The sequence below is a fragment of the Spiroplasma endosymbiont of Lasioglossum malachurum genome, assembly GCF_964020065.1.
Taxonomy (GTDB): domain Bacteria; phylum Bacillota_I; class Bacilli_A; order Mycoplasmatales; family VBWQ01; genus Spiroplasma_E.
Window position 1 is genome coordinate 1,096,674 of sequence record NZ_OZ026534.1, and the last position, 25,296, is coordinate 1,121,969.

At 25.0% G+C, this 25,296-nt stretch carries 21 protein-coding genes and 1 pseudogene; 9 read left to right on the top strand and 13 right to left on the bottom strand.

Annotated elements, in window-relative coordinates:
• The first annotated feature begins 61 nt into the window (after nucleotides 1-61).
• The gene (locus AACK95_RS05980) at nucleotides 62-1,744 is read left to right on the top strand and encodes a phospho-sugar mutase (RefSeq protein ID WP_338979952.1); all 1,683 of its coding nucleotides are present in this window, start codon (nucleotides 62-64) and stop codon (nucleotides 1,742-1,744) included.
• A 14-nt stretch (nucleotides 1,745-1,758) separates the two neighbouring features.
• A complete protein-coding gene (locus tag AACK95_RS05985) occupies nucleotides 1,759-2,730 on the top strand; it encodes a 3'-5' exoribonuclease YhaM family protein (protein WP_338979953.1) in 972 nt (323 codons plus the stop codon).
• Nucleotides 2,731-2,786: 56 nt separating this feature from the next.
• On the opposite strand, the pseudogene AACK95_RS05990 reads toward AACK95_RS05985, so the two are convergent.
• The 3 genes and pseudogenes from AACK95_RS05990 to AACK95_RS06000 all read right to left on the bottom strand — a co-directional run.
• Nucleotides 2,787-3,641: pseudogene (locus tag AACK95_RS05990) on the bottom strand (IS256 family transposase); the annotation flags it as partial.
• A 112-nt stretch (nucleotides 3,642-3,753) separates the two neighbouring features.
• Nucleotides 3,754-4,146 carry a hypothetical protein gene (locus AACK95_RS05995; RefSeq protein ID WP_338979957.1) on the bottom strand — a complete coding sequence of 131 codons (393 nt, stop codon included), beginning with the start codon at nucleotides 4,144-4,146 and terminating at the stop codon, nucleotides 3,754-3,756.
• A gap of 117 nt (nucleotides 4,147-4,263) precedes the next feature.
• On the bottom strand, nucleotides 4,264-4,794 hold the full coding sequence (locus tag AACK95_RS06000) for a hypothetical protein (RefSeq protein WP_338979959.1): 531 nt from the start codon (nucleotides 4,792-4,794) through the stop codon (nucleotides 4,264-4,266).
• Between the two features lie 261 nt (nucleotides 4,795-5,055).
• Between AACK95_RS06000 and AACK95_RS06005 the strand changes: the two genes are divergently transcribed.
• The 4 genes from AACK95_RS06005 (at nucleotide 5,056) to AACK95_RS07180 (ending at nucleotide 7,896) form a co-directional block, all read left to right on the top strand.
• A complete protein-coding gene (locus AACK95_RS06005) occupies nucleotides 5,056-5,448 on the top strand; it encodes a helix-turn-helix domain-containing protein (RefSeq protein ID WP_338979960.1) in 393 nt (130 codons plus the stop codon).
• Nucleotides 5,418-6,008 carry an IS30 family transposase gene (locus AACK95_RS06010; RefSeq protein WP_338979961.1) on the top strand — a complete coding sequence of 197 codons (591 nt, stop codon included), beginning with the start codon at nucleotides 5,418-5,420 and terminating at the stop codon, nucleotides 6,006-6,008. Before AACK95_RS06005 ends, AACK95_RS06010 begins: the two co-directional genes overlap by 31 nt.
• 19 nt (nucleotides 6,009-6,027) lie before the next feature.
• On the top strand, nucleotides 6,028-6,879 hold the full coding sequence (locus AACK95_RS06015) for an Mbov_0401 family ICE element transposase-like protein (protein ID WP_422397172.1): 852 nt from the start codon (nucleotides 6,028-6,030) through the stop codon (nucleotides 6,877-6,879).
• 372 nt (nucleotides 6,880-7,251) lie between these two features.
• Nucleotides 7,252-7,896 (top strand): ankyrin repeat domain-containing protein, encoded by a 645-nt coding sequence (locus AACK95_RS07180; RefSeq protein ID WP_422397173.1) that lies wholly within the window; start codon nucleotides 7,252-7,254, stop codon nucleotides 7,894-7,896.
• A 56-nt stretch (nucleotides 7,897-7,952) separates the two neighbouring features.
• Here AACK95_RS07180 and AACK95_RS06025 read toward each other — a convergent pair whose 3' ends face one another.
• From AACK95_RS06025 to ftsY, 6 genes are read right to left on the bottom strand one after another with little or no spacing between them, the layout of a single operon-like run.
• A complete protein-coding gene (locus AACK95_RS06025; protein WP_338979964.1) occupies nucleotides 7,953-8,618 on the bottom strand; it encodes a copper homeostasis protein CutC in 666 nt (221 codons plus the stop codon).
• 18 nt (nucleotides 8,619-8,636) lie between these two features.
• On the bottom strand, nucleotides 8,637-9,812 hold the full coding sequence (gene metK / locus AACK95_RS06030) for a methionine adenosyltransferase (RefSeq protein ID WP_422397174.1): 1,176 nt from the start codon (nucleotides 9,810-9,812) through the stop codon (nucleotides 8,637-8,639).
• 11 nt (nucleotides 9,813-9,823) lie between these two features.
• The gene (locus AACK95_RS06035) at nucleotides 9,824-10,810 is read right to left on the bottom strand and encodes an alpha/beta fold hydrolase (protein WP_338979967.1); all 987 of its coding nucleotides are present in this window, start codon (nucleotides 10,808-10,810) and stop codon (nucleotides 9,824-9,826) included.
• A gap of 30 nt (nucleotides 10,811-10,840) precedes the next feature.
• On the bottom strand, nucleotides 10,841-11,668 hold the full coding sequence (locus AACK95_RS06040; RefSeq protein ID WP_338979969.1) for a TIGR00282 family metallophosphoesterase: 828 nt from the start codon (nucleotides 11,666-11,668) through the stop codon (nucleotides 10,841-10,843).
• Nucleotides 11,669-11,683: 15 nt separating this feature from the next.
• Nucleotides 11,684-11,998, bottom strand: coding sequence for a YlxM family DNA-binding protein (gene ylxM / locus AACK95_RS06045; RefSeq protein WP_174481096.1), 315 nt, complete (start codon nucleotides 11,996-11,998; stop codon nucleotides 11,684-11,686).
• Nucleotides 11,991-12,974 (bottom strand): signal recognition particle-docking protein FtsY, encoded by a 984-nt coding sequence (gene ftsY, locus AACK95_RS06050; RefSeq protein ID WP_338979971.1) that lies wholly within the window; start codon nucleotides 12,972-12,974, stop codon nucleotides 11,991-11,993. Before ftsY ends, ylxM begins: the two co-directional genes overlap by 8 nt.
• A 228-nt stretch (nucleotides 12,975-13,202) precedes the next feature.
• On the opposite strand from ftsY, the gene AACK95_RS06055 reads away from it, so the two are divergent.
• Nucleotides 13,203-14,153, top strand: coding sequence for an IS30 family transposase (locus tag AACK95_RS06055; RefSeq protein ID WP_338979395.1), 951 nt, complete (start codon nucleotides 13,203-13,205; stop codon nucleotides 14,151-14,153).
• 123 nt (nucleotides 14,154-14,276) lie between these two features.
• Here the strand turns inward: AACK95_RS06055 and AACK95_RS06060 are convergent, their stop codons facing one another.
• Complete coding sequence (locus AACK95_RS06060; RefSeq protein ID WP_338979973.1) at nucleotides 14,277-15,254, bottom strand: ankyrin repeat domain-containing protein; 978 nt, start codon at nucleotides 15,252-15,254, stop codon at nucleotides 14,277-14,279.
• 162 nt (nucleotides 15,255-15,416) lie between these two features.
• The gene (locus AACK95_RS06065) at nucleotides 15,417-20,144 is read right to left on the bottom strand and encodes an ABC transporter permease (RefSeq protein ID WP_338979975.1); all 4,728 of its coding nucleotides are present in this window, start codon (nucleotides 20,142-20,144) and stop codon (nucleotides 15,417-15,419) included.
• A gap of 324 nt (nucleotides 20,145-20,468) precedes the next feature.
• On the opposite strand from AACK95_RS06065, the gene AACK95_RS06070 reads away from it, so the two are divergent.
• Together AACK95_RS06070 and AACK95_RS06075 are read left to right on the top strand one after the other, a co-directional pair.
• Nucleotides 20,469-22,601: a hypothetical protein gene (locus AACK95_RS06070; RefSeq protein ID WP_338979977.1), complete on the top strand. Its 2,133-nt coding sequence runs from the start codon at nucleotides 20,469-20,471 to the stop codon at nucleotides 22,599-22,601.
• Between the two features lie 210 nt (nucleotides 22,602-22,811).
• Complete coding sequence (locus AACK95_RS06075; RefSeq protein WP_174480642.1) at nucleotides 22,812-23,084, top strand: hypothetical protein; 273 nt, start codon at nucleotides 22,812-22,814, stop codon at nucleotides 23,082-23,084.
• A 100-nt stretch (nucleotides 23,085-23,184) separates the two neighbouring features.
• On the opposite strand, the gene AACK95_RS06080 is transcribed toward AACK95_RS06075, so the two are convergent.
• Together AACK95_RS06080 and AACK95_RS06085 are read right to left on the bottom strand one after the other, a co-directional pair.
• Nucleotides 23,185-24,720, bottom strand: a complete 1,536-nt coding sequence (locus AACK95_RS06080; protein WP_338979979.1) for an ABC-F family ATP-binding cassette domain-containing protein — start codon at nucleotides 24,718-24,720, stop codon at nucleotides 23,185-23,187.
• 348 nt (nucleotides 24,721-25,068) lie between these two features.
• Nucleotides 25,069-25,290 (bottom strand): hypothetical protein, encoded by a 222-nt coding sequence (locus AACK95_RS06085; RefSeq protein ID WP_338979980.1) that lies wholly within the window; start codon nucleotides 25,288-25,290, stop codon nucleotides 25,069-25,071.
• Nucleotides 25,291-25,296 lie beyond the last annotated feature (6 nt).

Below are 25,296 nucleotides of genomic sequence, written 5' to 3' on the forward strand. Positions count from 1 at the left end.
TCTTATTTTATAGTATGATTTACCTATAAACTTATTTTTTTATTATAAAGGAGAAATAATAATGAATGTACTAAAAACATATGAGATTTGAAAAAAGCAAAACTTACCACAACACTTAAAAAAACAATTAACTACAATGTCTAAAAGTGAAATTGAAGATGCTTTTACTACAACTTTAGAATTTGGTACAGCTGGCATGCGTGGTATTACTGGAGTTGGTACCGGCAGAATTAATGAAATTATTATTATGAAGGCAACTGTCGCATTTATTCAATATTTAAAATCTGCCTTTTCTGAAAAAGACTTACTTCGTGGTGTTATTATTGCTCATGATAATCGTCACTTTTCAGCAGAATTTACAATGTTAACAGCAAAAACTTTAGCTAAACATAAAATTCCTGTTTTTTTATTTAAAAATAATGATTTAAGACCAACACCAGTACTTTCATATAGTATTAGAAAAGTTAATGCTCTTGCTGGAATTGTTATTACAGCCAGTCATAATCCTCCTGAATATAATGGTTATAAAATTTATGATCAATATGGCTGTCAATTTCTTCCTAATGTTACCAATATAATTAGCAATAAAATGGAACAATTGCCTGATGATTTTCAATTAACATTCGATTATGATACTAACCTAATTAAAGAAGTGCCTTCAACAGTAGAAGATAATTATCGTGACGATATTAAAAATTTACAGTTTTATCCACAAGTTAAAAATCGTAACTTTAAAATTGTATTTTCTAATCTACACGGTACTAGTCGTGAATGAGTTAAACCAATTTTAGAACAATGCGGTTATGAAATTATTTTAGTAACAGAGCAAGCTAACTATGATCCTGATTTTAAAGGTGTAGTGTCGCCCAATCCCGAAGTAAAACCAACATTTGATTTAGCAATTAAACATGCTAAAAAACATGATGCACCATTAATTATTTTAAATGATCCTGATGCTGATCGCATTGGTATTGCTGTAAAACATAATAATGATTATGTATTATTAACAGGTAATGAAACAGCACCAATTTTATTAGAATATTTATTAAGCCATTATCAACTTAATAAAACAATGCCAAAAAATCCTGTTATGTACAATACATTTGTTACTTCAAATTTATCTGATATGATTGCTAAATCATATGGATGTCAAGTTATTAAAACATTAACTGGTTTTAAATGAATTGGTGCAGAAATGCTAAAAGAAAAAGAACGTAACATTAACTTTGTTTTTGGTTTTGAAGAAGCATATGGTTATGTTATTAAAGATATTACTCGTGACAAAGATGGTATTCAATCAGCAATAGTAGCAGCAGAAGCGGCTTGATATTATCAAAAGTCACAAAAAACATTAGTTGATGTTTTAGAAAATATTTATCAAAAATTTGGATATTATTACTGTTATACTGTTAATCTTATTTTAAAAGGCAAAACAGGACAAAATACTATTAATAATATGTTAGAAACATTAAGAACTAGTAAAATACCAACACTTAATAATATTAAAACAATTAAAGTTGAAGATTATCAAACTGGTTTACATGGAATGCCATCGCAAAATTTACTAAAATTTTACTTCAGTGATGGTTCATGATTTGCTGTTAGACCTAGTGGAACTGAGCCAAAAAATAAATTCTATTTTGTTTGTGTTGATAAAACCATTAATGATGCACAATTAAAAATGAGAAAAATGTATGAAGAATTAGCTATCAAATATCTAAATATCAAAGATATAAAATGATAGAAAGGAACTAAAAAATGACTGTAATTAAAGATATTAAACCTAATAATGTTTTAAGTTTGGTAGTAATTATTAATCGAGTAATTCAAGGTGTTGCTTCTAACAATACTAATTATTTAAACTTACAATTACAAGATAAAACTGGGACAATTTCAGCAAGAATTTGAGACGTAAGCAAAGAAACTATTGAACAATTAACAATAGGACAAGTAATTAAAATTGAAGCAAATAGCATTAATTATAATAATGAAATACAACTAAAAATTAATAATTGAACTATTATTACTAATCCTAGTGAATATTATGATTTATTACTTACACAAGCACCAATTAATATTATTGAAGCATGAACTGAAATTAGTCAAACAATAAAGGAATTTAAAAATCCAATTTTAAAAAAAGTATTAATCCAATGTTTTAATAAAAAAAATATTGATGATTATAAAAAGTGACCAGCAGCAGTTAAAATGCATCATGCTGTTCAAAGCGGTTTATTATGACACTCAGTAACAATGTTAAGAATGGCAAAACAAGTAGTAGCACTTTATAATGATCGTAATATTAATAGTGAACTATTATATGCAGGAATCATTATGCATGATTATGGAAAAATGGTTGAATTAAATAATAATCCTATTAGTTCATATACACTATCAGGTAAAATAATTGGTCATATTTCATTAGGTGCAATGCAAGTTACACTTGCTTGTAAGGAATTAAATATTAACTTAGACGAAGAAATCGTAGTTTTATTACAGCATCTAATATTAGCTAGTCATGGTAAATATGAATATGGTTCACCTGTCTTACCAAAAACAATAGAAGCTGAAATTTTACATCATTTAGATAACTTAGATTCAAAGATCTATGCAATTGATGAAGCATTGGTTAATATTAATGTTGGTGAATCAACTGCTCGTATTGCAAGTATTGAAAATAGAATGTTCTATAAACATCAAAATTTAAAAGAAAAAAATAAAAAAGTTTAAATAATAAAAACTCTCGAGGCTTTTTAGTAATCTGTGTTTCTTTGTTTTGCAAAGTACTAGTTCAGATTAATTCTGTCTTCAAATTTTATCATAAAATGAGCAATTGCTGTATTTCAATTTTGAATGGGCATTGTTCATTTTTTTGTTATATTTTCAATTGCTAAGTAAAATATTTTGAAAACTGCCATATCATTTGGAAAAACTTTTTTATTTCTGATGACTTTTCGTAATTGACTATTAACAGATTCAATAGAATTTGTAGTATAAATCACTCTTTTGATTTCTGGAGGATAACTAATAAAAATCATTAAATTATCTCAATTTTTATATCAAGATTTAGCAATTTGAGGATAGTGTTTATTTCATTTATTTTCAAATGATTCTAAAGCTTGCATTGCTTGTTCTTCACTACATGCATTATAAATTGGCTTTAAATCTGTAACTAGTGATTTTCGATGTTTGTATGAAACATATTTTAAACTATTTCTGATTTGATGAACTATACATAATTGATGTTCAGTTTTAGGATAAACTGATTGTATTGCTTCTGACATGCCTGTTAAGTTGTCACTACAAGCAATAAGAATATCATTTAAGCCATGATTTTTCATTTCTGTGAAATTTGCTAATCAAAATTTAGCGCCTTCATTTTCACTAATTCATAAACCTAAAACATCTTTTTTACCTTCTAAATCAACACCTAAAGCTATATAAACTGATTTGTTAATAATGCGTTTATCTTGTCGTACTTTAACTACTATACAATCAAAATAAACAATGGGATAAATGCCTTCTAATGGTCTATTTTGTCATGCTTTGACATCATCAATCACATCATCAGTAATTTGACTAATAACACTTTCACTAATATCAGCACCATGATATAACTCTTGTAACTGCATTCTAATATTTACTAGAATTAATTAAACATAGTTATTTTTGTAAGTTACACAGATTACTAAACATTACCAAACTCTCTTTTAATTAAAAGAGAGTTTATTTTTTATCATAAATTTTAATAAATTAATTTATATTTATTTTTATAGGATAAAAATAACCAGTTTCTGTATTACCATAAAAAATCAATACATTTGCTTCTTTATCTGATTCTTTATCTTTAAATCAATCATTAGGTACTGGCTTTTCATTTTTATCATAAATTTCATTTTCATTTCTAAGCTTATTAAAATCAATTTTTTCTTTATACATACCTTTTAATAAAACTTTAACAGCTAATTCTGAATTTTTTTGTAATTTTTTTAATTTATTTATAACATCTGTTACTGCTTCTTGTTTATTCATTGTTTCTTTAGTTGAAGTTGCTGGTGCTCATGAAGCGAATGGCAAAGTTGTCTTTGCAAAATAATTTTGCATATCAATATCTGAAATAATTGTTTGTTTAGTTATATCAATCATTGTTGAACCTTGATAATTTGGATCATTTGAATTACTACTTATTTTGACAACTATTTTAGATACTTTTTCAAGTTCTTGTTTATTGTTTGTTATTTCTTCATTATTTTCGTTATAAAATTAAAGTTGATAACCAGCAGCTAATGGTGTTGACTTAAATTCATCAAAATTATTTATATTACTAATTAATTCTTTATAACTTTTACTTGGATTAGCAATAATGTCTAAACCAGTTAATTGAATAATAGTACTTAAATCAGTTTTATCAGATTGTTCTTTTATATTTATTTTAATTGATGCTGTTGAACCTTGATAATTCAAATCATTACTATTGCTAGTAATAACTATATATAAATCACCAACTTTTTGTAATTTAGCAGTTATATCATTTTTAGCTTCTTTATCACTAAAATATTTAATTACAGGGTTACCTAACTTTGGATTTAAGTTTTTAACTTCTATTGTATTATTTATTAATGTATCTAATTTTTTATTACTTTTATTAACATCTACAGTAATATTTGTTGTTAGTTTAGTAATTTTATCTTTTAATTCTGTTTTTTGTGTTGTGTTATTATCACAAGCAACAACTGATAATGGTATTGGTGTTGATATTGTTAAGATCGATAATAATTTTACTAAGTTTTTCATTTTTTACCTCGCTTAAAAATAATAAGTTAATTTAAAAACCAATAAAGATTTTGAATTAATAATATATGAAAACCAAATATTTTACAATATAACTTTAATATGCAAAAATACTTGTAAATTAAGTTATTTTTTAAAAAATTTCTTTTCTTTTTTATATGCTGAATTATACTTGTAAGTGCAAGTAAATAAAATTGCAAAAAATTCTCATATAAAAATTTCATAATGCTAAATTTAGTTTAGAAAAAAGTAAGGAGTTTTTATATGAGTTATAAACATCTTGGCATAGATGAAAGGATTTATATTGAGAATCAATTGAAATTTAAATTTAAAATTAGTGAAATAGCTAAAAATCTTAATCGAAGTATTAGTACTATTATTCGAGAAATTAATAGAAATAAAGATAATAATCATTATTTTTCATTAATTGCACAAAATAAAGCTGAAAATCGAAAACAATCACATATTAGTTTTCATAAGTTTAAAAATAAGAATTTAGTAAAATATGTACAACAAAAATTACTATTAGGTTGATCACCTGAACAAATTTATGGCAGAATTAAAAATTTTCATAAAAAGAGTGAGTTATTAGTTTTAAAACAATTTATACTTGAATTTATTTTGGAATGCTTGATAAAGTTACTAGTAAAAATTTAAGAAGAAAAGGTAAAAAACGAAAATCTAAAGAAAATTGTGGCAAGTTTAATGGTAAATCAATTAAAGAACGAGATATAAATGTTAATGATCGTATAACACTTGGTCATTGAGAAGGAGATACTATAGTATCATCAAGAGGCAAAAGCAAATCATGTTTAATAACTTTAGTTGAAAGAGTATCACGATTTACTTTAGCAATATTAGTTAAAAACAGAACTACTAAAGTTATTAATAAAAATGTCAGTTATTATTTATCAATTCTTCCTAAAAACATTGTTAAAACTATTACTTTTGATCGTGGCAAAGAATTTTCAAATTGACAACAACTTGAAAAAAATTTAAATGTAAAAATTTATTTTGCCAATCCATATTCACCTTGACAAAGAGGTACTAATGAAAATACTAATGGTTTAATTAGAGAAAAATTTCCTAAAAAATTTATTTTTTTAAAAACTAATAAAAATGAAGTTCATAAATTTATATTGTCTTTAAATCAAAGACCGAGAAAAATATTAAATTATCTTTCACCAATCGAATATTTGGATAGAAAAATAATTTAGTTGCACTTACCTTTACAATTTAGCATATAAAATAACTTGTCAGGATATCAAAAATAATGTTATTGAACATTTTGCTGATGGAAAAAGATATGTTGATATTTTACATACTATGAAGCAAACAAAATTTAGTACAACAAGTATTAGTAGATTATTTCAAGAATATCAAGTTAATAAATTAGATGTTCCTAAAATAAAATTAGAACCAAATCAATTTATTTATATTAGTATTGATGATGGACATCGAAAATTTTGAAAATTTAAACGCAATTCTGGTAAATATTCAATGCGTTTAGTATTATTTTGTACAGATAATGTTAATCATAAATTAGTTAATAAAAGAGCAGATGTAATAATAAGACCAACAAAAACAGCAATTGGTGTTAAAAAAACTGCTGAATTTATCAAAGAACAAGGAAATAGATTTTTTGAAAATTTTGACCAAGCAAAAATTATTATTTGTGGAGATAGTGCAGGATGAATTAAAGAAGTTGCTGATTATTTAGGTGCAAATTTTGTTTTAGATAAATTCCATTTAGTTAAAAAATTATATGTTGGAATAATCGCTGGAAATAAAGGAAAATATTGAAACGAATATAATACTTGTAGAAATTTTATTGAAAATGGTCAATATGATGAGTTAATAAAATATATGAATGAAATATTAAAAAACCATAAAAAATTAAAAAAACAATATTTTAAAAATAATAAACAAGGTATTGAAAATCAAGGTGCAAAGTGAAATATAGGTTGTTTTACAGAAGGTAATATTTGACATATTTTAAAAGAAATGCTTGGTAATAGAACTTATAACATAAATATTTATATTAAAATGGTTATTTTTAAATGTAATCAAATAAATTTAAAAACATAATTTAATTTATTTTTTTATTAAAATTTTAAAAACTTATTAAATTAAAAGTTAATAAGAATTTTTGTTGTGTATAAATATTAATTTTATTTTTCATTTTTTTAATATTTGTATTTTAATTGAAATTCATTTAATTTAGTAGTAAGATTTATTTACAATTGCATATAATTACAGTTATTTCTTGTCTATAATTTAAAAGAAATGTTTAAAAAGTAATTATATCCTCCGTTTTTGTTACCGTCCCCTCATATAAAAACTCCTTACTTTTTTCTAAACTAAATTTAGCATTATGAAATTTTTATATGAGAATTTTTTGCAATTTTATTTACTTGCACTTACAAGTATAATTCAGCAAATAACACAAAAGATACTGCTTTAACACTTTCTATTGAACAAGGTCATGAAAATATAGTTAAAATTTTAATAACAAACGGTGCTAATGTTAATTATATAAATAAAGATTATGATACGCCTTTATTATTAGCTACCAAAAAAGGTTACATAAAAATAGTTAATCTTTTAATAACAAATGGTACTAACATTAATTATATAAACAAAAATGATGATACAGCTTTATTATTAGCTGCTGAACAAGGTCACACAGAAATAGTTAATCTTTTAATAACAAACGGTGCTAATGTTAATCATAAAAATGAAATCAATGGTGATCATACTGCTTTAACACTAGCTGCTGAACAAGGTCACACAGAAATAGTTAATCTTTTAATAACAAACGGTGCTAATGTTAATCATAAAACAAAATTTGGCAATACTGCTTTAACAAAGGCCGCTAAAAATGGCCATTTAAATGTAGTTGATTTATTAATAGCCAATGGTGCTGATATTAATCAAATAAATTTACGTAGTGAAACTGCTTTAATAAGAGCACAAAAACAAAAATATACAAAAGTAGAAAAAATTTTAACAAAACAATGTTCTTTAGAATCTAATAAAAATGAAATCAATGCAACTAATTATAATAATAAACCATCAATAAAGGTTACTGTTCTTTTGTATTAAAAGAACAGTAACCTTGTTAAATGTTTAATCTTATCTATTATAAAACTTTTTATTATTTATGCCATATTTTTAATATTATTAATTAATTGATAATTAATAGGATTATTAAAATTATTATCTTCGTGCACACATTTTCCAACGTGAATATCATTAATACCATTTTTTAATAAAACATTAACATTTTCTAAATTAACTCCACCACCAGCAAGAATTTTTATTGGTAAATTTAATTTCTTTAATTCTTTAAATTTATTAATATTATTTACAATATTATCTTGACCACCAGAAGTTAAAACTGTAGTAACACCTAATTTTACTAACTGTTCTAAAGCTTGTTTTTTATTAAAAATTTCATCAAAAGCACGATGAAAAGTTATTTTTAAAGGCTTTGCTAATTTAATAATTTCACTCATTCTTTCAACATCAATATTATTATCTTTAGTTAAAATACCACAAACAATACCTGATGCATGAGTTGTTTTAATAAATTCAATATCTCTTTTAAAGATTTTAAAATCATTATCAGTAATATTAAAACCATTATTATTTCTAACCATAACCATTACTGGTTTCAATGAAATTTTACATGCTTCAGCAATCAATTCATAATTTGGAGTATAACCACCAAATTCCATAGCAGTACAAAGTTCAACTTGATTAGCTAAAGAATTATTAATTTTTTCTATATCTTTTAAAGATGTAGCTATTACTTCTAAAAACATAAAATATCTCTCCCCATCTTATTTTTTTGATAAATAAGTTTTCAATAAACTAACTTTATCTAATTTCTCTCAAGGTAATTGTAAATCATTTCTACCAAAATGACCATAAGTTGATAATTGTTGATAATTTTGTTTAAATAACTCTAATTTATCAATCATAGCACTAGCAGAACAATCAAAGACTTGATAAATTATTTCTGTTAATTTTGCCTCTGTTAAACCGGAAATAATAGTTTGATGAGTATTAACAAATATTGCAATTGGTTCAGGAGTTCCAATTGCATAAGCTAATTGTACTTCACAAATCTTTGCTAAGTTAGCAGCAACAATATTTTTAACAATATACCTAGCATAATAAGCACCCGTTCTATCAACTTTAGTGGGATCTTTTCCTGAAAAAGCTCCCCCGCCATGACAAGCAGCTCCACCATAAGTATCAACCATTAATTTTCTTCCTGTTAAACCAGTATCACCAGCAGGTCCACCAATTACAAATTTACCAGTTGGATTAATTAAATATTTAAAATCAAGATTTAAATGATATTTATTAGCAATATATTGCATAATTTCTTTATGAATAAATGTTTTAAATTGTTTTTCATCATAATTTGCTTGATGTTGAATGCTCATTAAAATAGTATGTATTTTTAAATTTTTAGGGTCTTCTTGATCAATAGTAACTTGCGCTTTCATATCAAGAAGTGCATACTTAAATTTTTTTTCCTTTCGTAATTTTGTAGCTCGTTTAATTAATTCATGTGCTAAAACAATTGCTAATGGCATATATTCTGATGTTTGCTGACATGCATAACCAAACATTATTCCTTGATCACCAGCACCAATTTGATGATTTTTTAATTCAACACCTTGTAAAATATCAGGTGATTGTTCATGAATTAACACTTTAATTTCACAAGTAAAACCATTAAATCCAATTTCATCATTTATATAACCAATTTCAGTAATAACTTTTCGCGCAATTGCTTGATAATCAACTTGAGCATGACTATGAACTTCACCACCAATTAAAACAAAATTTGTAGTAATAAAAACCTCACATGCTACTTTGGCATGTGGATCTTGTTTTAAAAAAGCATCTAAAATTGCATCAGCAATTTGATCACAAATCTTATCAGGATGACCAGGAGCAACAGACTCACTAGTAAAAAGAGGATGGGTAATATTAGGTATTAATTTCATATTTTTTAACCTTTCTCAAGTAAAATTTTTTTTGTAATTCATGGCATAATTTCATTATCAAATATATCTTTAATATTAGGTTCATTAATTAAAGCATGTTTACCATCAAAAATAAAAACATAACTATGATGTTTCTTCCAATATTTTTTATTAATTTTAAGTTGATGAAAATCACTAAATACATCATCAGCACTTTGCAAGATTAACGTTGGAAGTTTTGAATTACTAATTTCCATTATACTTTTTTTATTAATTTTTTTAAATTGTAGTAAAAAACGTAATGATCAATTTTGACGATTACTATATCTTTGATTTATATTAGTAATATGAGCATTATTACTAGAAATATCTTGATTTTCAACATAGATTGGCATTTGAATATTAGAATTAAAAATAAAAGCAAAACAAAAACAAATAATAAAACTTAATGAAAATTGATAAAGATTTTTTTTAGTTACTAAATTACTAATAATTAATGCTGATACTTGTGAATTATTTTTAACAGCATGACTAGCAATAGCTGCGCCTAATGATTCACCAAAAATAATAATTTTTTGATTAGGATATTTAGATTTTACTGCACTTATTATATCTTTTAAATCATTAATATCAGTACCTAATGATTTAAATTTTCAATCTTGTCCATTTTTACCATTACCTCTTCGATCATAAGTAATTAAAGATAGTTGTGATTTTTTACAAAAAGAACTTAATAATTTAAAATCATCTTTTTGACCTTGCAAGCCATGAGCACCAATAATAATGACTGTACTTTTATCAACCATTTGCTTAAATAATTTTACTTCATAACCATCACGTAAAATAATTACCTTTTCTCGTATTTCAGCAGCTTGTTGTACATGAACATTATCTTTAATTTTTGCCATTAATAAAATTCTTAAAATTATTAAAATAATTAATATACTAATCCCAATTAAAATCGAATATAAACCATTTTTATCAGTAAAAAAATTAGCATTGTTTCATATCATGTTAAAGTTAGTCCCTTCCTATATTTGTAATTATTTGTAAATTTTAAAATTAGGTGCTTGTGGATGAATAAAAATACGTTCAATTTTTTGTGCTTTATTTGTCTCATCATTAATAGTTAATAAAACAGCTGAAAATTGACCTTCACCATCAGCTGGACTAAATTTTGCCGGCATACTTTTTTTATCACGAATAATAACTTCTTCAGCTTTAGCACCAATAATAGAATAAAACGGACCTGTCATTCCAACATCACTAATAAAAGCAGTACCTTTTGGTAATAAACGATTATCTGCTGTTTGAACATGAGTATGAGTTCCTACCACACAAGTAACTTGACCATCAAAATTTCAAGCAAAAGATAACTTTTCCGCTGTTGCTTCAGCATGAAAATCAATAATATGAATGTCACTTTTTTCTTCACTATTTTGTTTATCAATCGTAATAAGTTGTTCAAGAGCAAAATAAGGATTATCAGATTTATCCATGAAAGTACGACCAATTAAGTTTGTTACACGTACTTTTTTATTACCAACTTTAACTAAAATTGTACCATTACCTGGATGATAAGGATTATAATTTAAAGGACGCAATAAATCGGGAGTTGTATTAATATACTTAGCAACATCAGGATGACCAAAAATATGATTACCGGTAGTAATAATATCAATACCAGCATTTTTTAATTCATCATAGTGTTTTTTACATAATGATTTACCATGAGTAGTATTTTCACCATTCGCAACTACTAAATCAATATTAAATTGATTTTCATATTCCTTTTTTATTTTAGGAATTCAATATTTAACCATTTGTCTACCAACAATACTGTAAATATCACCAATTATTAAAATCTTCATTAATTTCCACCTACTTTATTCTATTTTATCAATTTCTTGTAAAACTTTAATAAAATTATACTTTTCCGTATATTTTTCATATATTACTTGTCGTTGTTTATATTTTTCATAAAGATGCAACTTACTTTCATATTTATTTAATAAAATAATAACTTTTTGTAGACTATCATGAACAGCCGTTCGTGATACTTTTTGTAAATCAGCGATTTCTTGTAAAGATAAATTCTCAATAAAGTAATTTGTAAAATATTGTTTTTGTTTTGCTGTTAATAATGTATTATAAAAAGCAAATAAACTATAATATAAAACTTGTTTTTCTAAACTATTCATTTTCATACTCCACAAACAAATTACTTGTTAAACTAAAAATATACTTATCTAAATTAAACTCTTCCAAGTCATTAATACCTTCACCAAAACCCATTAATTTAACAGGAATATCTAATTCTTCCTTAATAGCAAGAATAATGCCACCTTTAGCAGTGCCATCCATTTTTGTTAAAATAATGCCAGTCAAAGAAACAATTTTCATAAATTCTTGCGCTTGATTAATACCATTTTGTCCAGTTGTACCATCAATTACTAACAATGTTTCATTAGCTTCATGTCCTAATTTCTGAGTAATAATTTTATTAATCTTTTTTAACTCCTGCATCAAATTAACTTTATTTTCTAATCTCCCTGCTGTATCAACAATAATAACATCACAACCTTCAGATTTAGCTGCTTCAATTCCAGCATAAACAACACTAGCTGGATCTTGCTTTGGTGTTCCTAAATAACAAGGAATACCAATTCTTTCTGCTCAAATTTGCAATTGTTCAACTGCACCAGCACGAAAAGTATCAGCAGCAACTAGAATTGGTTTTTTACCTTGTGTTTTTAATTTAGCTGCTAATTTAGCTGCTGATGTTGTCTTACCATTACCATTAACACCAACAACTAAAAATAACGAAATATTATTACTACTAAAATTTAATCTTGTAGAAACCAACTGACCATCAGTATAAATAACAAACATTTTATCAATAATAATATCATTAATATCTTTTGGTTTTGTTAATTTTTGGATTTTAGCTTCATGACGAATTTCATCAGTAATAGTTTCTGCCATTTTGTATCCAACATCTGCTAAAATTAATACTTCAGTTAATTCTTCAAAATATTGTTCATCAAGTTGATGATAACGCGCTGCTAATGCTTTAATTTTAGATGCAAATAATGTTCTTGACTTTTTAAGGCCCTGATCATATTTAGTTGTCTTTTGACCAAATAATTTTGTCTTTAAATTTTTAAAAAATGCCATATTTTCACCTACATTGTTTATTATACCAATAAATAACTAGTTATTTATGACATTAATACTTTAATTTTATTAAAATATTAATAGTACGATTTAAAAGTTTTATTTAATAAGTAATTTATTATATGCTGAATTATACTTGTAAGTGCAAGTAAATAAAATTGCAAAAAATTCTCATATAAAAATTTCATAATGCTAAATTTAGTTTAGAAAAAAGTAAGGAGTTTTTATATGAGTTATAAACATCTTGGCATAGATGAAAGGATTTATATTGAGAATCAATTGAAATTTAAATTTAAAATTAGTGAAATAGCTAAAAATCTTAATCGAAGTATTAGTACTATTATTCGAGAAATTAATAGAAATAAAGATAATAATCATTATTTTTCATTAATTGCACAAAATAAAGCTGAAAATCGAAAACAATCACATATTAGTTTTCATAAGTTTAAAAATAAGAATTTAGTAAAATATGTACAACAAAAATTACTATTAGGTTGATCACCTGAACAAATTTATGGCAGAATTAAAAATTTTCATAAAGAGTGAGTTATTAGTTTTAAAACAATTTATACTTGAATTTATTTTGGAATGCTTGATAAAGTTACTAGTAAAAATTTAAGAAGAAAAGGTAAAAAACGAAAATCTAAAGAAAATCGTGGCAAGTTTAATGGTAAATCAATTAAAGAACGAGATATAAATGTTAATGATCGTATAACACTTGGTCATTGAGAAGGAGATACTATAGTATCATCAAGAGGCAAAAGCAAATCATGTTTAATAACTTTAGTTGAAAGAGTATCACGATTTACTTTAGCAATATTAGTTAAAAACAGAACTACTAAAGTTATTAATAAAAATGTCAGTTATTATTTATCAATTCTTCCTAAAAACATTGTTAAAACTATTACTTTTGATCGTGGCAAAGAATTTTCAAATTGACAACAACTTGAAAAAAATTTAGATGTAAAAATTTATTTTGCCAATCCATATTCACCTTGACAAAGAGGTACTAATGAAAATACTAATGGTTTAATTAGAGAAAAATTTCCTAAAAAATTTATTTTTTCAAAAACTAATAAAAATGAAGTTCATAAATTTATATTGTCTTTAAATCAAAGACCGAGAAAAATATTAAATTATCTTTCACCAATCGAATATTTGGATAGAAAAATAATTTAGTTGCACTTACCTTTACAATTTAGCATATTTTAATTTAATAATAAATCCAAAAAATATCAATCATTTTTTCTTGATTTTAGCTAAAAATAAAAGATTGCTTTTGCAATCTTTTAACTTGTTTTATTAAATACATGATGAATTTGATGGGTTATATCCACTTGTTGAAGGTTGATTTTGTAAATCCATTGCATTTATTTTTTTAGTTTTATTAAAATTTAATAGGTTTATTTTTTCTTTAAATACATGTTTCTCATTATTAACAATTTCTTTTTCTAATAATAAATTTTTAAGTTGATCAGTCTTAATTAAAATATCCTTATTTATATCTTTGTTCTTATTAACACAACCAAAAGTAAAAATAATAATAATATAATTTAATAGTGAATTTATTTTTTTCTGTTCAAAATGTGCAATATCTCTTTCAATATTGGTAATTTCTCTTTCAATATTAGTAATTCTTTTAGTTATATTTAATAAGATTTGTTGATTTTGTTTTATTCTTAATTTTTTCATTTTTTTAAAAAAAAATTTAGAAACTTTCTTATCTTTTGAAAAATCTTTGGCAAAAGATAAACTATCATTACCCATTTTATCTTTCTCAATAAAATTAGCACCTTTATCAATTAATAAATTAATAAATTTTAAATCAGCATTACCCATTATAGCATAATGTAAAGGAGTATTATCTCTATTATTTTTGGCATTTATATTAACGCCATATTTAATTAATAGATCTGCAGCTTCTAAAAAATTATGAAAACATGCATAATGTAAAGGAGTATTACCAGAATTATCTTTTTCATTTATATTTAAATTATTTATTTTATTAGTAAGAAAATAAATAACTTCCTTATTATTACCATTTTGTAAAAAGTAAATAAAAAGTTTTTGATCAAAAACTTTTCTTAAGTTTTCATCCGTTAATATTCTTTTTGCTTCATTCAATTCTTGCATTTTAAGTTTTGATTGAGGATTATTATTTTTATCTGGGTGAGTTTTTAGAGCAGTCTGTTTGAATTTTTTTTTAATTTCTGCTACTGATGCTGTTGGTAATACATTTAATATATCATAATAATTAGAAATTAATGATTCATCTTTCAAAATTCTTTTTTTCTCCTTTCAAAATAAAAAACCCATTTACTTTAAAATAAAGTAATGAGTTAAAAACTATATTTAGTTTTCAAATAAAGTATACATATTTGACTATTAATTTGGTAAATTTAAATATTTAAATTTACCAAACATTCTTTAGTGAACTTTATTTTATTCATCAGATTTTAATAATTCAATTAAATTCATTTTATTTAATTCATGATTATTGATAATAAATGTTGATATATATATACCACCAATTATGGTAAAACTTACTGGTAATATTCATCATGTTATTGTAAATGGTAAAGCCACACCAACAAAACTAGTAAGAATAGAAATTAAACCATAAATTGCAAGGAAACCTAGGGTAAATCCTACAATATAACCAAGTAATGCTCAAGGTGTAAAAATACCTAAAGTAAAAGAATTAATTTCTCAATTAGTATATCCTTCTGCTTTCATATGAGCCATAAAACGACGAAATTGATCGGTAAATAAATCAGTAATCATAATAACAATTAATATTGAACAAATAATCGTTGTCACAATAAATAAAGCACTAGCACTGAAAGCAATATCTGACATTTTAGTAAGCATTGCTTGTTGTCTTAATAATAAATAATTTTTTTTGACCATTGGTATATTTTGATTACCACTTAAACTAGTGGTTGCATAAATAGTATAATCATCTAAATTTGATTTAAAACTCATTCTTCCAATTAAATCAAAAACATTAGCATTAGCACTTAACTTACCATTAAATCATTGAAATACATCCGTTCCTGAATAATAAGGATTATCATCAATATAACTATAACCCATAATTTCATTAGCTCATTTTTGATCAACATAGGCTTTAGGAGTATCATAAGAATCTTGAATTCCCACAACTTGATATGTATGAAGTGGATTATCATTACCCGTAATATTTTTTCATCATGTTGGCATGTTATTTTTAATATCTGCTTGTAAACTATCAGCATTAATATTATTTTCTTTAGTTAAAATATTATTATTAACCATTCCCATAAATCATTCTGCTGGACGGTTTAATAAAATACTTAATGGATCTTTAGGATCAAATCCATTATATGGCTTTACCAAATCATATGAAAAAGGTCTAATTCATTCACCTGTTGAATAGGAAATACGTGATAAATCAAAATCAATAGTTTTAGCATTATCAGCTGTTGGAATTTTACCCTTTATAGCATGATGATCAATATCAGAAGGCAATTTTAATCAAATATCATTAACATTATTTCAAGTACTAGGTTCATTATTTATAATTGGTTGTCCTTTTTCATCATACATACCATTATACCTAGTGCCGTGGATATCACTATATTCTTTACTATTATCAGATAATTTTATTTTTTGATCACCACGATAATTTCATTTTGTTCCACTTTTTGATCAAATGCCACCATTTGTAGTATAAGAATCTGTTGGTGGTGTTTCACCGTAATATCAATTTTCTTTTGGTAAAGGAATACTTTTACCATCAATATTTTTATAACATAGAGTATTAACTTGTGGTACACCACTAAATTGTGAACCAACATCTAATCCAAATTTAGATTGAAAAGCACGATTGATAACCATTGGAATAGCATTAGCATTAGCATTATATTTTAAAGCTTTAACTTCATCATTTTTTAATACCAACATCGCAGTATTGGGATTAATACCAATAACATCCATTAGTTCTTTTTTAGCAATTTTTGTACTTTCATCAACACCAACTTTAAACTGTGTTACTAATTCTTCATCTGGTCCATTAATATCACCATTATTAGTAGTTTTTGGATTAAAAGCAATAGTATTATGACCAATACTAAAATAATCATAAGGATCTTCTTTAATATTAGGTCTTGGCAAACTATCAATACTCTGACGAACAAAGCCTGGTAATACTTGCTTTAAAATTTCTTTAATTGCCTCTGGACCAGGTGGCACTCCAGGATTGGGAACTTGCAAAATATTAGGTAATTGGCCACTTGCAAAATTAACAATATTATATGAAAATATTTTTGATGGTGTATTATCTTCTTTACTTAAATCAGTTATTAACTGATTACTAAAATCTTTGCCACCTAATCAACTATATGATCAAACTAAATCATTAAGATCTAATGTCCCTGTTGATTGTTCTTGATAATAAGAGGACATTTTTTTTATAAACTCTGCTCTTTCAGATTCAGGAAAAGATAAATCAAAAATAAAAATATCAGCAAAATTATTAGTTAATTTTTCTTTTTTAAACAATAATGGATTATATCATCCAACACGTGCCTTTTTCTCATCATAAACAATTTTATCTTCAGGTCAAGGCATAGCACCATAAGTTGGATAATATTTCTCACCGCTTGGTCGATTAAAAAAATCTCATGAATATAATCCATATTTACTCATTGGCATATTCGGCATTGGTGTTTGATACTCATAATAATTTTTATATTTTTGAGTTTTGAAATAATTAACTTTTAAACTATTAATAGTGGCAGGAACTAGTGTTGTTGCTACAATTGAAAGTGAAGCTAAAGTAATAACTCCTGAAGTAACTAAAATTTTTTTTCAACTAGTTTTTGATAACGATAATAAAAAGCGAAGACGAAAATTATTTTGTAAAAACTTGCTAGTTCTATTTTTAGGAACACCTAAAGCTAAATCACTATCTTTTTTAATTAAAAATAAAGGATCACGTTTTAAAAGACGAAAGGCAGTTAATAAAGTAACAATTGAAATAAAACCAATAATTAAAACAATTGAAATAAATAATGGAACAACATCAAAGTTAAAAACATTATATGGTAAAACAAATAAAGTATTAAAAATCTCAGTTAAATATACCTGAATTACAAGACCAACAATTCAGCCAATTGGAATTGCAATTAATAGTGTTAATAATGGATATGCCAAATAAGAAATCGTAATTTGTCATGTTTTATAACCTATTGATTTTAAAATACCCATTGAAACTTGTCCATGTTGGATTGCTTTTTTAACAATTAAAGTAGTAATAAAAATAATAACCGTTAGTAAAAATAATACTCCTGCTATTGCTGCAAATAAAAATCCAATTATTGCTGAATTAAATATCTTTTCTTTACTATTATAAAGCGAAAACTGACTATTACTACTTGTAACTACAGGATTTGGATTAATAAGGTATGTAGAAGACGATTGTGGTATTGGAACTGTATTACCATATTTCTCAACTAAATACTTATTATAATCATATTGATTTAAATCACTAACACCATTATCACTAAATATTGTTTTTTGAAAAAAATCATTAAATAAATCAACATCAAATTCATGAATACTATTTTTAGGAATATTATTTCATTTTGTAAAATACATTAAAGTATTATCAGTTTTATCTGCTGTCTTATATCAATTTCCATCATTTCATTCTGAAGGTGTAACATAAGCAATAAATTCAGTTCTTGTATTGGGAATTGGATCTAAGTCACTAATCGTTGGATAAATATCATAAGCATCACCACCAATACCACTAACAATAAAGTCAGTACCATTAATATTAATATGATCGCCTGGTTTATACGCTTTATTACTTTTATTTTTTCTTGCATATTGTGGCGTAATAACTATTTCATTTTTACTTGTTGGTGCAACACCTTCAAATACTTTTAGATTAGTATGATTTAAAGCATTAGGTAAACCAATATCAATAATTTTAGTATTAATTTGAGTATTATTAATTACTCCAGCACTGGCAGTAAATTGATTACGAACATATAAATCACGCATTTGTAATGCTGCAACCGCACGAATTAAATATGAAGAAAAAGCGTCTCTTTCAGTGCCATCACTAATCATATTATAGTTAAAAGGTGAATGATAACCAATAGAAGTATTAGTAAAATTAGTATAAATGTTACTATCTGATTCTGTTGCAGAAAAATTACGATAAATTCTCATTCATTGACCATTCATACCATAATCATTATCTAATCTTGGATCAGGTTCAGTTTCCTTAACTACTTTAATAAAAAGTTCATTTCTTTCTGTTTGATCTTGTAAATTAACACTATCAGGAATAGTAGCATCATTAGAAGAAGATCTAAAATTTATTTTATTTTCTAAAATTCAAGTGGTAACTTTATCATTATCAGTCTCCTTTAATATCGGATCTGTTGAATGTTTTGTAATCCATTCCTTAATAAAAGTATTAATAGATTGAAGAATATTGGGTGCTGTTTTTTTTAAAAAAACATCACGATATAAATCATCTGCTGCTGTTTTAAAATGGTTTTTTAAATTCTCATTAGCAGCATTTTTTGACTTTAATAATAATTGACCATAGATGCTTGCTTTAACATTATTATTATTCAAATTAAAAATTAAAGGATTATCTGGGTTTGTTCATCTTATATTATTAAACCCAGTAATATTACCTATATTATCACGAGTATAATCAATAGTTAAGTTATCTTTAGTGATTGGTAGGATTTCTTGATCTGTCCCTATTTTTGTATCATCAAAATAAAGAGCTTTAATACTTTTACTATTAGTTCCATCTTGAACATAAAATCGACCTAACTTTAAACTAAAAGCTTGATTAGCAATTTGTTTAATACCTTGCGACACTGGTGAATAAGGTAAAACAGCATCAAACTTAAGATCATTTAATCCTAATTGATTGCTTCCTTCAATCATTCTAACGTACGAAATTCAACTTCCAGTAACCAACGAAGTTGCAAAAGCAGTAAGTAATAATAAAATAACTAATTGTAATTTACTTTTTCATGTAGCAACTAAAGTCTGCTTTAATAGTAACACATTCTTAAATAAACTTTTTTTTGTTTTTTTATTAGTAGACACCATTTTTTTATTATTCGCTTTTTCGCGTTTATTTAACCTTGCCATTACAGTTCTCCCTAATTCCTGAAATTAAAATTTTACATTTAATTTTAATTATTAAGTTCACATATGGATTAATAATATCACACTTATACAAAATTAATATATAGGATAATTTTAAAATAAATAATAGATAGTTTTTATAATGTTTAATTTTTCTCTGTTTGATATATTACCATATTTAAATTGTTTATTTAAATAAATTTTAAAATTAAAATAACTAATGATACAATTTGTAAGAAATGAATTTAATTATTTTCAGAGTTAAATGTATTAAATTTTAGTAAAATAAAATTGACAAAAATAACACTTTATTTAAGGAGAACTGCTATGAAAAAAGTATTTACCAAGTTAGGAATTATCTTAATAGCAAGTGCCACTATTTTACCTCTATCAGCTTGTACCTTTAATTTTTATGTTAACCGTGTAACTAATAGTATCGCTAAAAGTTTTGCTGACCAAACTTCTGCTTTAATTAAAAGTATGGTTATGTCAAAAGAGTTAAGTGCTGATACTAGTAGTACTAATGATGATATTATGGGAAAAATTAAAAATAATAGTATTAATAATTTAACTAAAAATACTAGTTTAGATAATTGAGGTGATTTACAAACAAGTTGAGGGGAAAATGGAAAAATTGATGTAAATAATTTTGATCCTGATAATTTTTTTAAAGCTTCTGGAACAGGTGAATTAACTAAAACCATCAATAGTAAAAAACAAGTTAATGATATTTTTTCATCACTTGATTATATTAGAACTATATCAATTATGGCTAACCCACAATTAGAAAATATAGTTGTAGGTGCTGGTATGGACCCCATTTCTAGTTTTTTAAAATCATTACAAGGTGACTTAAGCACTTTACCAGCTGGATTACAATTAGTTGCTAATTTAATTAATAACTATGGTCCTAATTTTTTAAATCCGCTAACTAGAATATTTGGTAATTTAGTCAATGGCAGTTGATCTGATCAACAAACTTCTACACCCACTGATGAAGAAATATTAATTAAATTTATGAATAATTGAAAAGATGATAGTGGTCAACCTTATAGCGCTTGAAATAATGGAGAAAGATGAAAAATAAGTCCAACTTTAGGTCAACTTCCTGGTCACAAAGTAAGTGATTGAAAGTCAAAACAAGATTATGATTTATATCATGGTGGCACTTTAATTAATTACTTGTTTTGAAAAATGAGTGAAGACAATAAAATTTTTGGTAAAGATGGTAAAAGTCCACGATATTTAGGTGGCGTTCTTTCAGAACATATAACACTTAATGGAAGTTGACTGGATACAGGTAACATAAAAGTTCATTTTGATGATAAAGGTTTTTTTGCTGATATAGAAAGATACCTTCCCTATCTTTTAACTAACCCACTTTATATCTTAACAATTATTGAAACAATTATTCCTGTTATTAAAAAATGAATATTAGATATGCCAGATATTACTGAAGGTGTTAAAAACTTAACAATTGGTAATGGTTATCCATCAAAGCCAAGTGCTGGTAGCTATAATTTACTTGATATTATTAATACTATAAAATCTTTAATTAGCCAACCAGAAAAATTAAAACAAATACTTCTAACCGTATTTGGTAAAACTACAGCAGAAACTCGTGGTTTTGATACATTTCTTTATGATCTTAAACTTAATTTAACAATACCAAAACCAACTTCTTTACCGGTAAATTTAACTTTAGGAGGACTGATTGGTGATGAAATGTATAAACCTGATGACTTAATTGATACCATTATTAAAGCAATTAATACAGATAGTGTTAAAAATACTATTGATAGCATTACTGATCTAATTACCAAAATTTCAGAACAATATCCAGGTAATGAAGGTATTAATATTGATTTACAAGATTTAGAGAATTTTTTATTTAATAATACTACTGGTCTCTTAATAATTTTTAAAAATGATACTATTGTTACTCTAAAAAACATAATTAATAAAAGTGATGTAACAGCAACCGATGTCGAAGAATTATATAAATCATTAGGTGGGCACATTAATAAAGATGATCCAGAATATCCAACTTTTACTCAAGGTTCAATACTGGATATTTTACAAAAAACTATGCTTGAACCACACAGTCAACTAAATAATATTTTAAATTTATTACTTGGTACTACTGATGAAAGTCATAAATTAGGAATTAAAAATATTATTACTGCTAATAATAATCAATGAATTAAAGATAACTATGAAGTTTATTTTGATGCTGATAACACAACCGGCATTAATAAAAAAATAGGTAATACTTCTAATATTACTATGACTAAAACTACCATCAATAATATTGAAACAATTAATTTAAAATATGATTTTACATATAAAATTAAAAACACTACATATCATTTTATTATCACTGCTATTGATATTGAAAATTTAATTGATTTTCAAGGTATACGTACTTTTAAATTTAAAAGTATTACTTTAGTAAAATAAAAAACTAATTTTAATAATATTATTTACTAGATATTTAATAAAAAATAATAGTTATCATAATAATAATTATTTTTAACTATAAAATATATGACTATATACTATACAATTTTAATTTTAATGCTATACTTAATTAAGTGCTTATTAATCTCATTATATCAGATATTATTATCAGATTTATCAATTAGGCGCCAGAAAGAAGAGGCATTGTTAATGGAAAACAATCAAACAATCGAAGCATTATTAGAAGAAATTAAAGTTTTAAAAGAAACAGTAATTACTATTAATGCAAGTTTAACAACACTTGTAAAAATCACAGAAGAACGTGAAAAACGTTTTGCTGAACGTGGAGCAAGAACACAAGGGGATAGAAATTCTTCTGATCGTGGAAACTTTAGACCACGTTCTGACCGTGGTGATTCTAGTTGAGGAAACAGTGGTGGATTTAGCAGACGAGACCGTGACGACCGTAATCGTAAAGGATAATTTAAACAAATAAAAAAACTTATAACTAAATCTTAGTTATAAGTTTTTTTATTTGTTTAAATGTATAAATTAAATATTAAAAATAACTATTTTAATTTCACTAATTTGTTAATTTTTCAAAATCTAAAACACCATCAACTCAACTATTATTAAAATTAGTATCATGAGTTGTCAATAATACAGTGCCTTCAAATTCTTGCAATGCTTTTAATAAAGACTCTTTAGCTAAAACATCAATATGATTAGTTGGTTCATCTAAAATTAATAAGTTGTAAGGTTTTAATGCCAATGCTGCTAATCTAACCTTAGTTTGTTCACCACCAGAAAGTAAGTTCATTGGTTTCATTACTAAATTACTACGCAAGCCAAAACTTGCTAAAATTCTTCTAATCTCAACATCATTTAATTTAATATCTAACTCTTTTAAATAATTAAATGGAGTAGTACTAGTCATTACTTCAGTCTGATGAAAATATGCTACTTGCATTCGATCATCTAAATTAATATTTCCAGCAAGTGCTGGAATATTACCAGCTAATGTTTGCAAGAAAGTAGTTTTACCAATTCCATTATACCCTTTAACAACTCACTTACTACCAGTCTTAATAACAAAAGTAAGTGGCTTAATTAATTGTTTATGATAACCTATTTCAAGGTTTTTAGCTTGCACAGCAATTGAACTCGTTGTTTTATAATACTTAAAATAAAACTTTGGAGGAGACTGGATTTGCTGTTTTTCTAAAACATTAATTTTTGATAATTGTTTTCTTCTTGATTCAGCACTTTTAGCAGTTGAAGCACGTGCTGCATTTTTACTAATATAAGTTTCTAATTTTTCAATTAATTTCTTTTGATTTGAATATGCTGATTCATATTGACGATGATGTAAACTTTTTTGTTCTAAAAAACTTTCAAAATTACCAACATAACGAGTAATCATATAATTATCAATATCGAAAATAATATTACATGTTGTATTAATAAAATTACGATCATGTGACACCAATAAAAATGCACTAGGATAATTTTGTAAAAACTTAGCTAATCAATTAATTTGTTCAATATCCAAAAAATTAGTTGGTTCATCAAGTAATAAAAAATCATCTTCATTTAATAATAATTTTGCTAATAACACTTTTGCTCTTTGACCACCACTTAAACTACCTAAAGTTTGTTCTAAAAGCTGTAAATTAATACCCAATCCATCAACTAAACGACCAATTTTTTTACTAATAGTATCAAATCCTTGGTGTGTCAATTCATCTTGAATTTTCATTGCTTTCGTTAATAACTCTTCACTATAATTATTAGCCATTTCTGCATATAAGTTTTCCATTTGTTGTTCACGTTCAAAAAGTTTTTGATAACTTTCACGCAAATATTGTAAAACTGTTAATTCTAAATTAACCTCTTGATGTTGATCCAAATACCCAATTTTAATTTTAGGATGAATATTTAAATTAATATGATCTGCAGATACTGTTCCATTAATAATATTTAATAATGTTGTTTTACCAACACCATTCATACCAATTAATGCCACATGTTCACCTTTATTAATTTGTAAAGTGGCGTTTTTATATAAAACTTTTCCACCATTAGCATGTGTTAAATTCTCAATTGTGACAATACTCATCTTATACCTCATTAATATTTTTTTAATTACTTAGTAATAATAACATGAATATTAGCCATAAAATAAGAGAAAAGAGAAAATAGTATTAATTTTATAGATTAAAATTTTATTATTATCAACAAAATTGTTAACTTATTAATTATGTTGAAATAAACATTTTACTTTATTTCAAGTATTAGCTGAAATTGGAATATTATTAATACTCTTTGCATCAAATTTTTCTTGAGTTTGATGAGACAATTTTCTATTTTTAATTATATTAATATTTTGTTCAAAACTTGGTCTAATTTCATCAAAAGGTATGTTTTTTGAGAACTTAAATAGTTTTTTAAAACTCTAGAATTGATATTATGAAAATCTATTTCTTTTAAGTCCTCCATTTCTAGTTTTTTTTGCTTTTTTTAATTCCACCAAGTTTCACATTTTTTTTAATAAAGGTTTAATTCCATATTCTTTTAGTATCTGAACACCTAATACTGCTACAATTGCTAAAACTACACATCAACCTATAGGCAAAGCAGTAAGTGTTGCTATTCCTAAAGTCGCAGGAGTTCATCAACAAAGCGCCATTGCAAA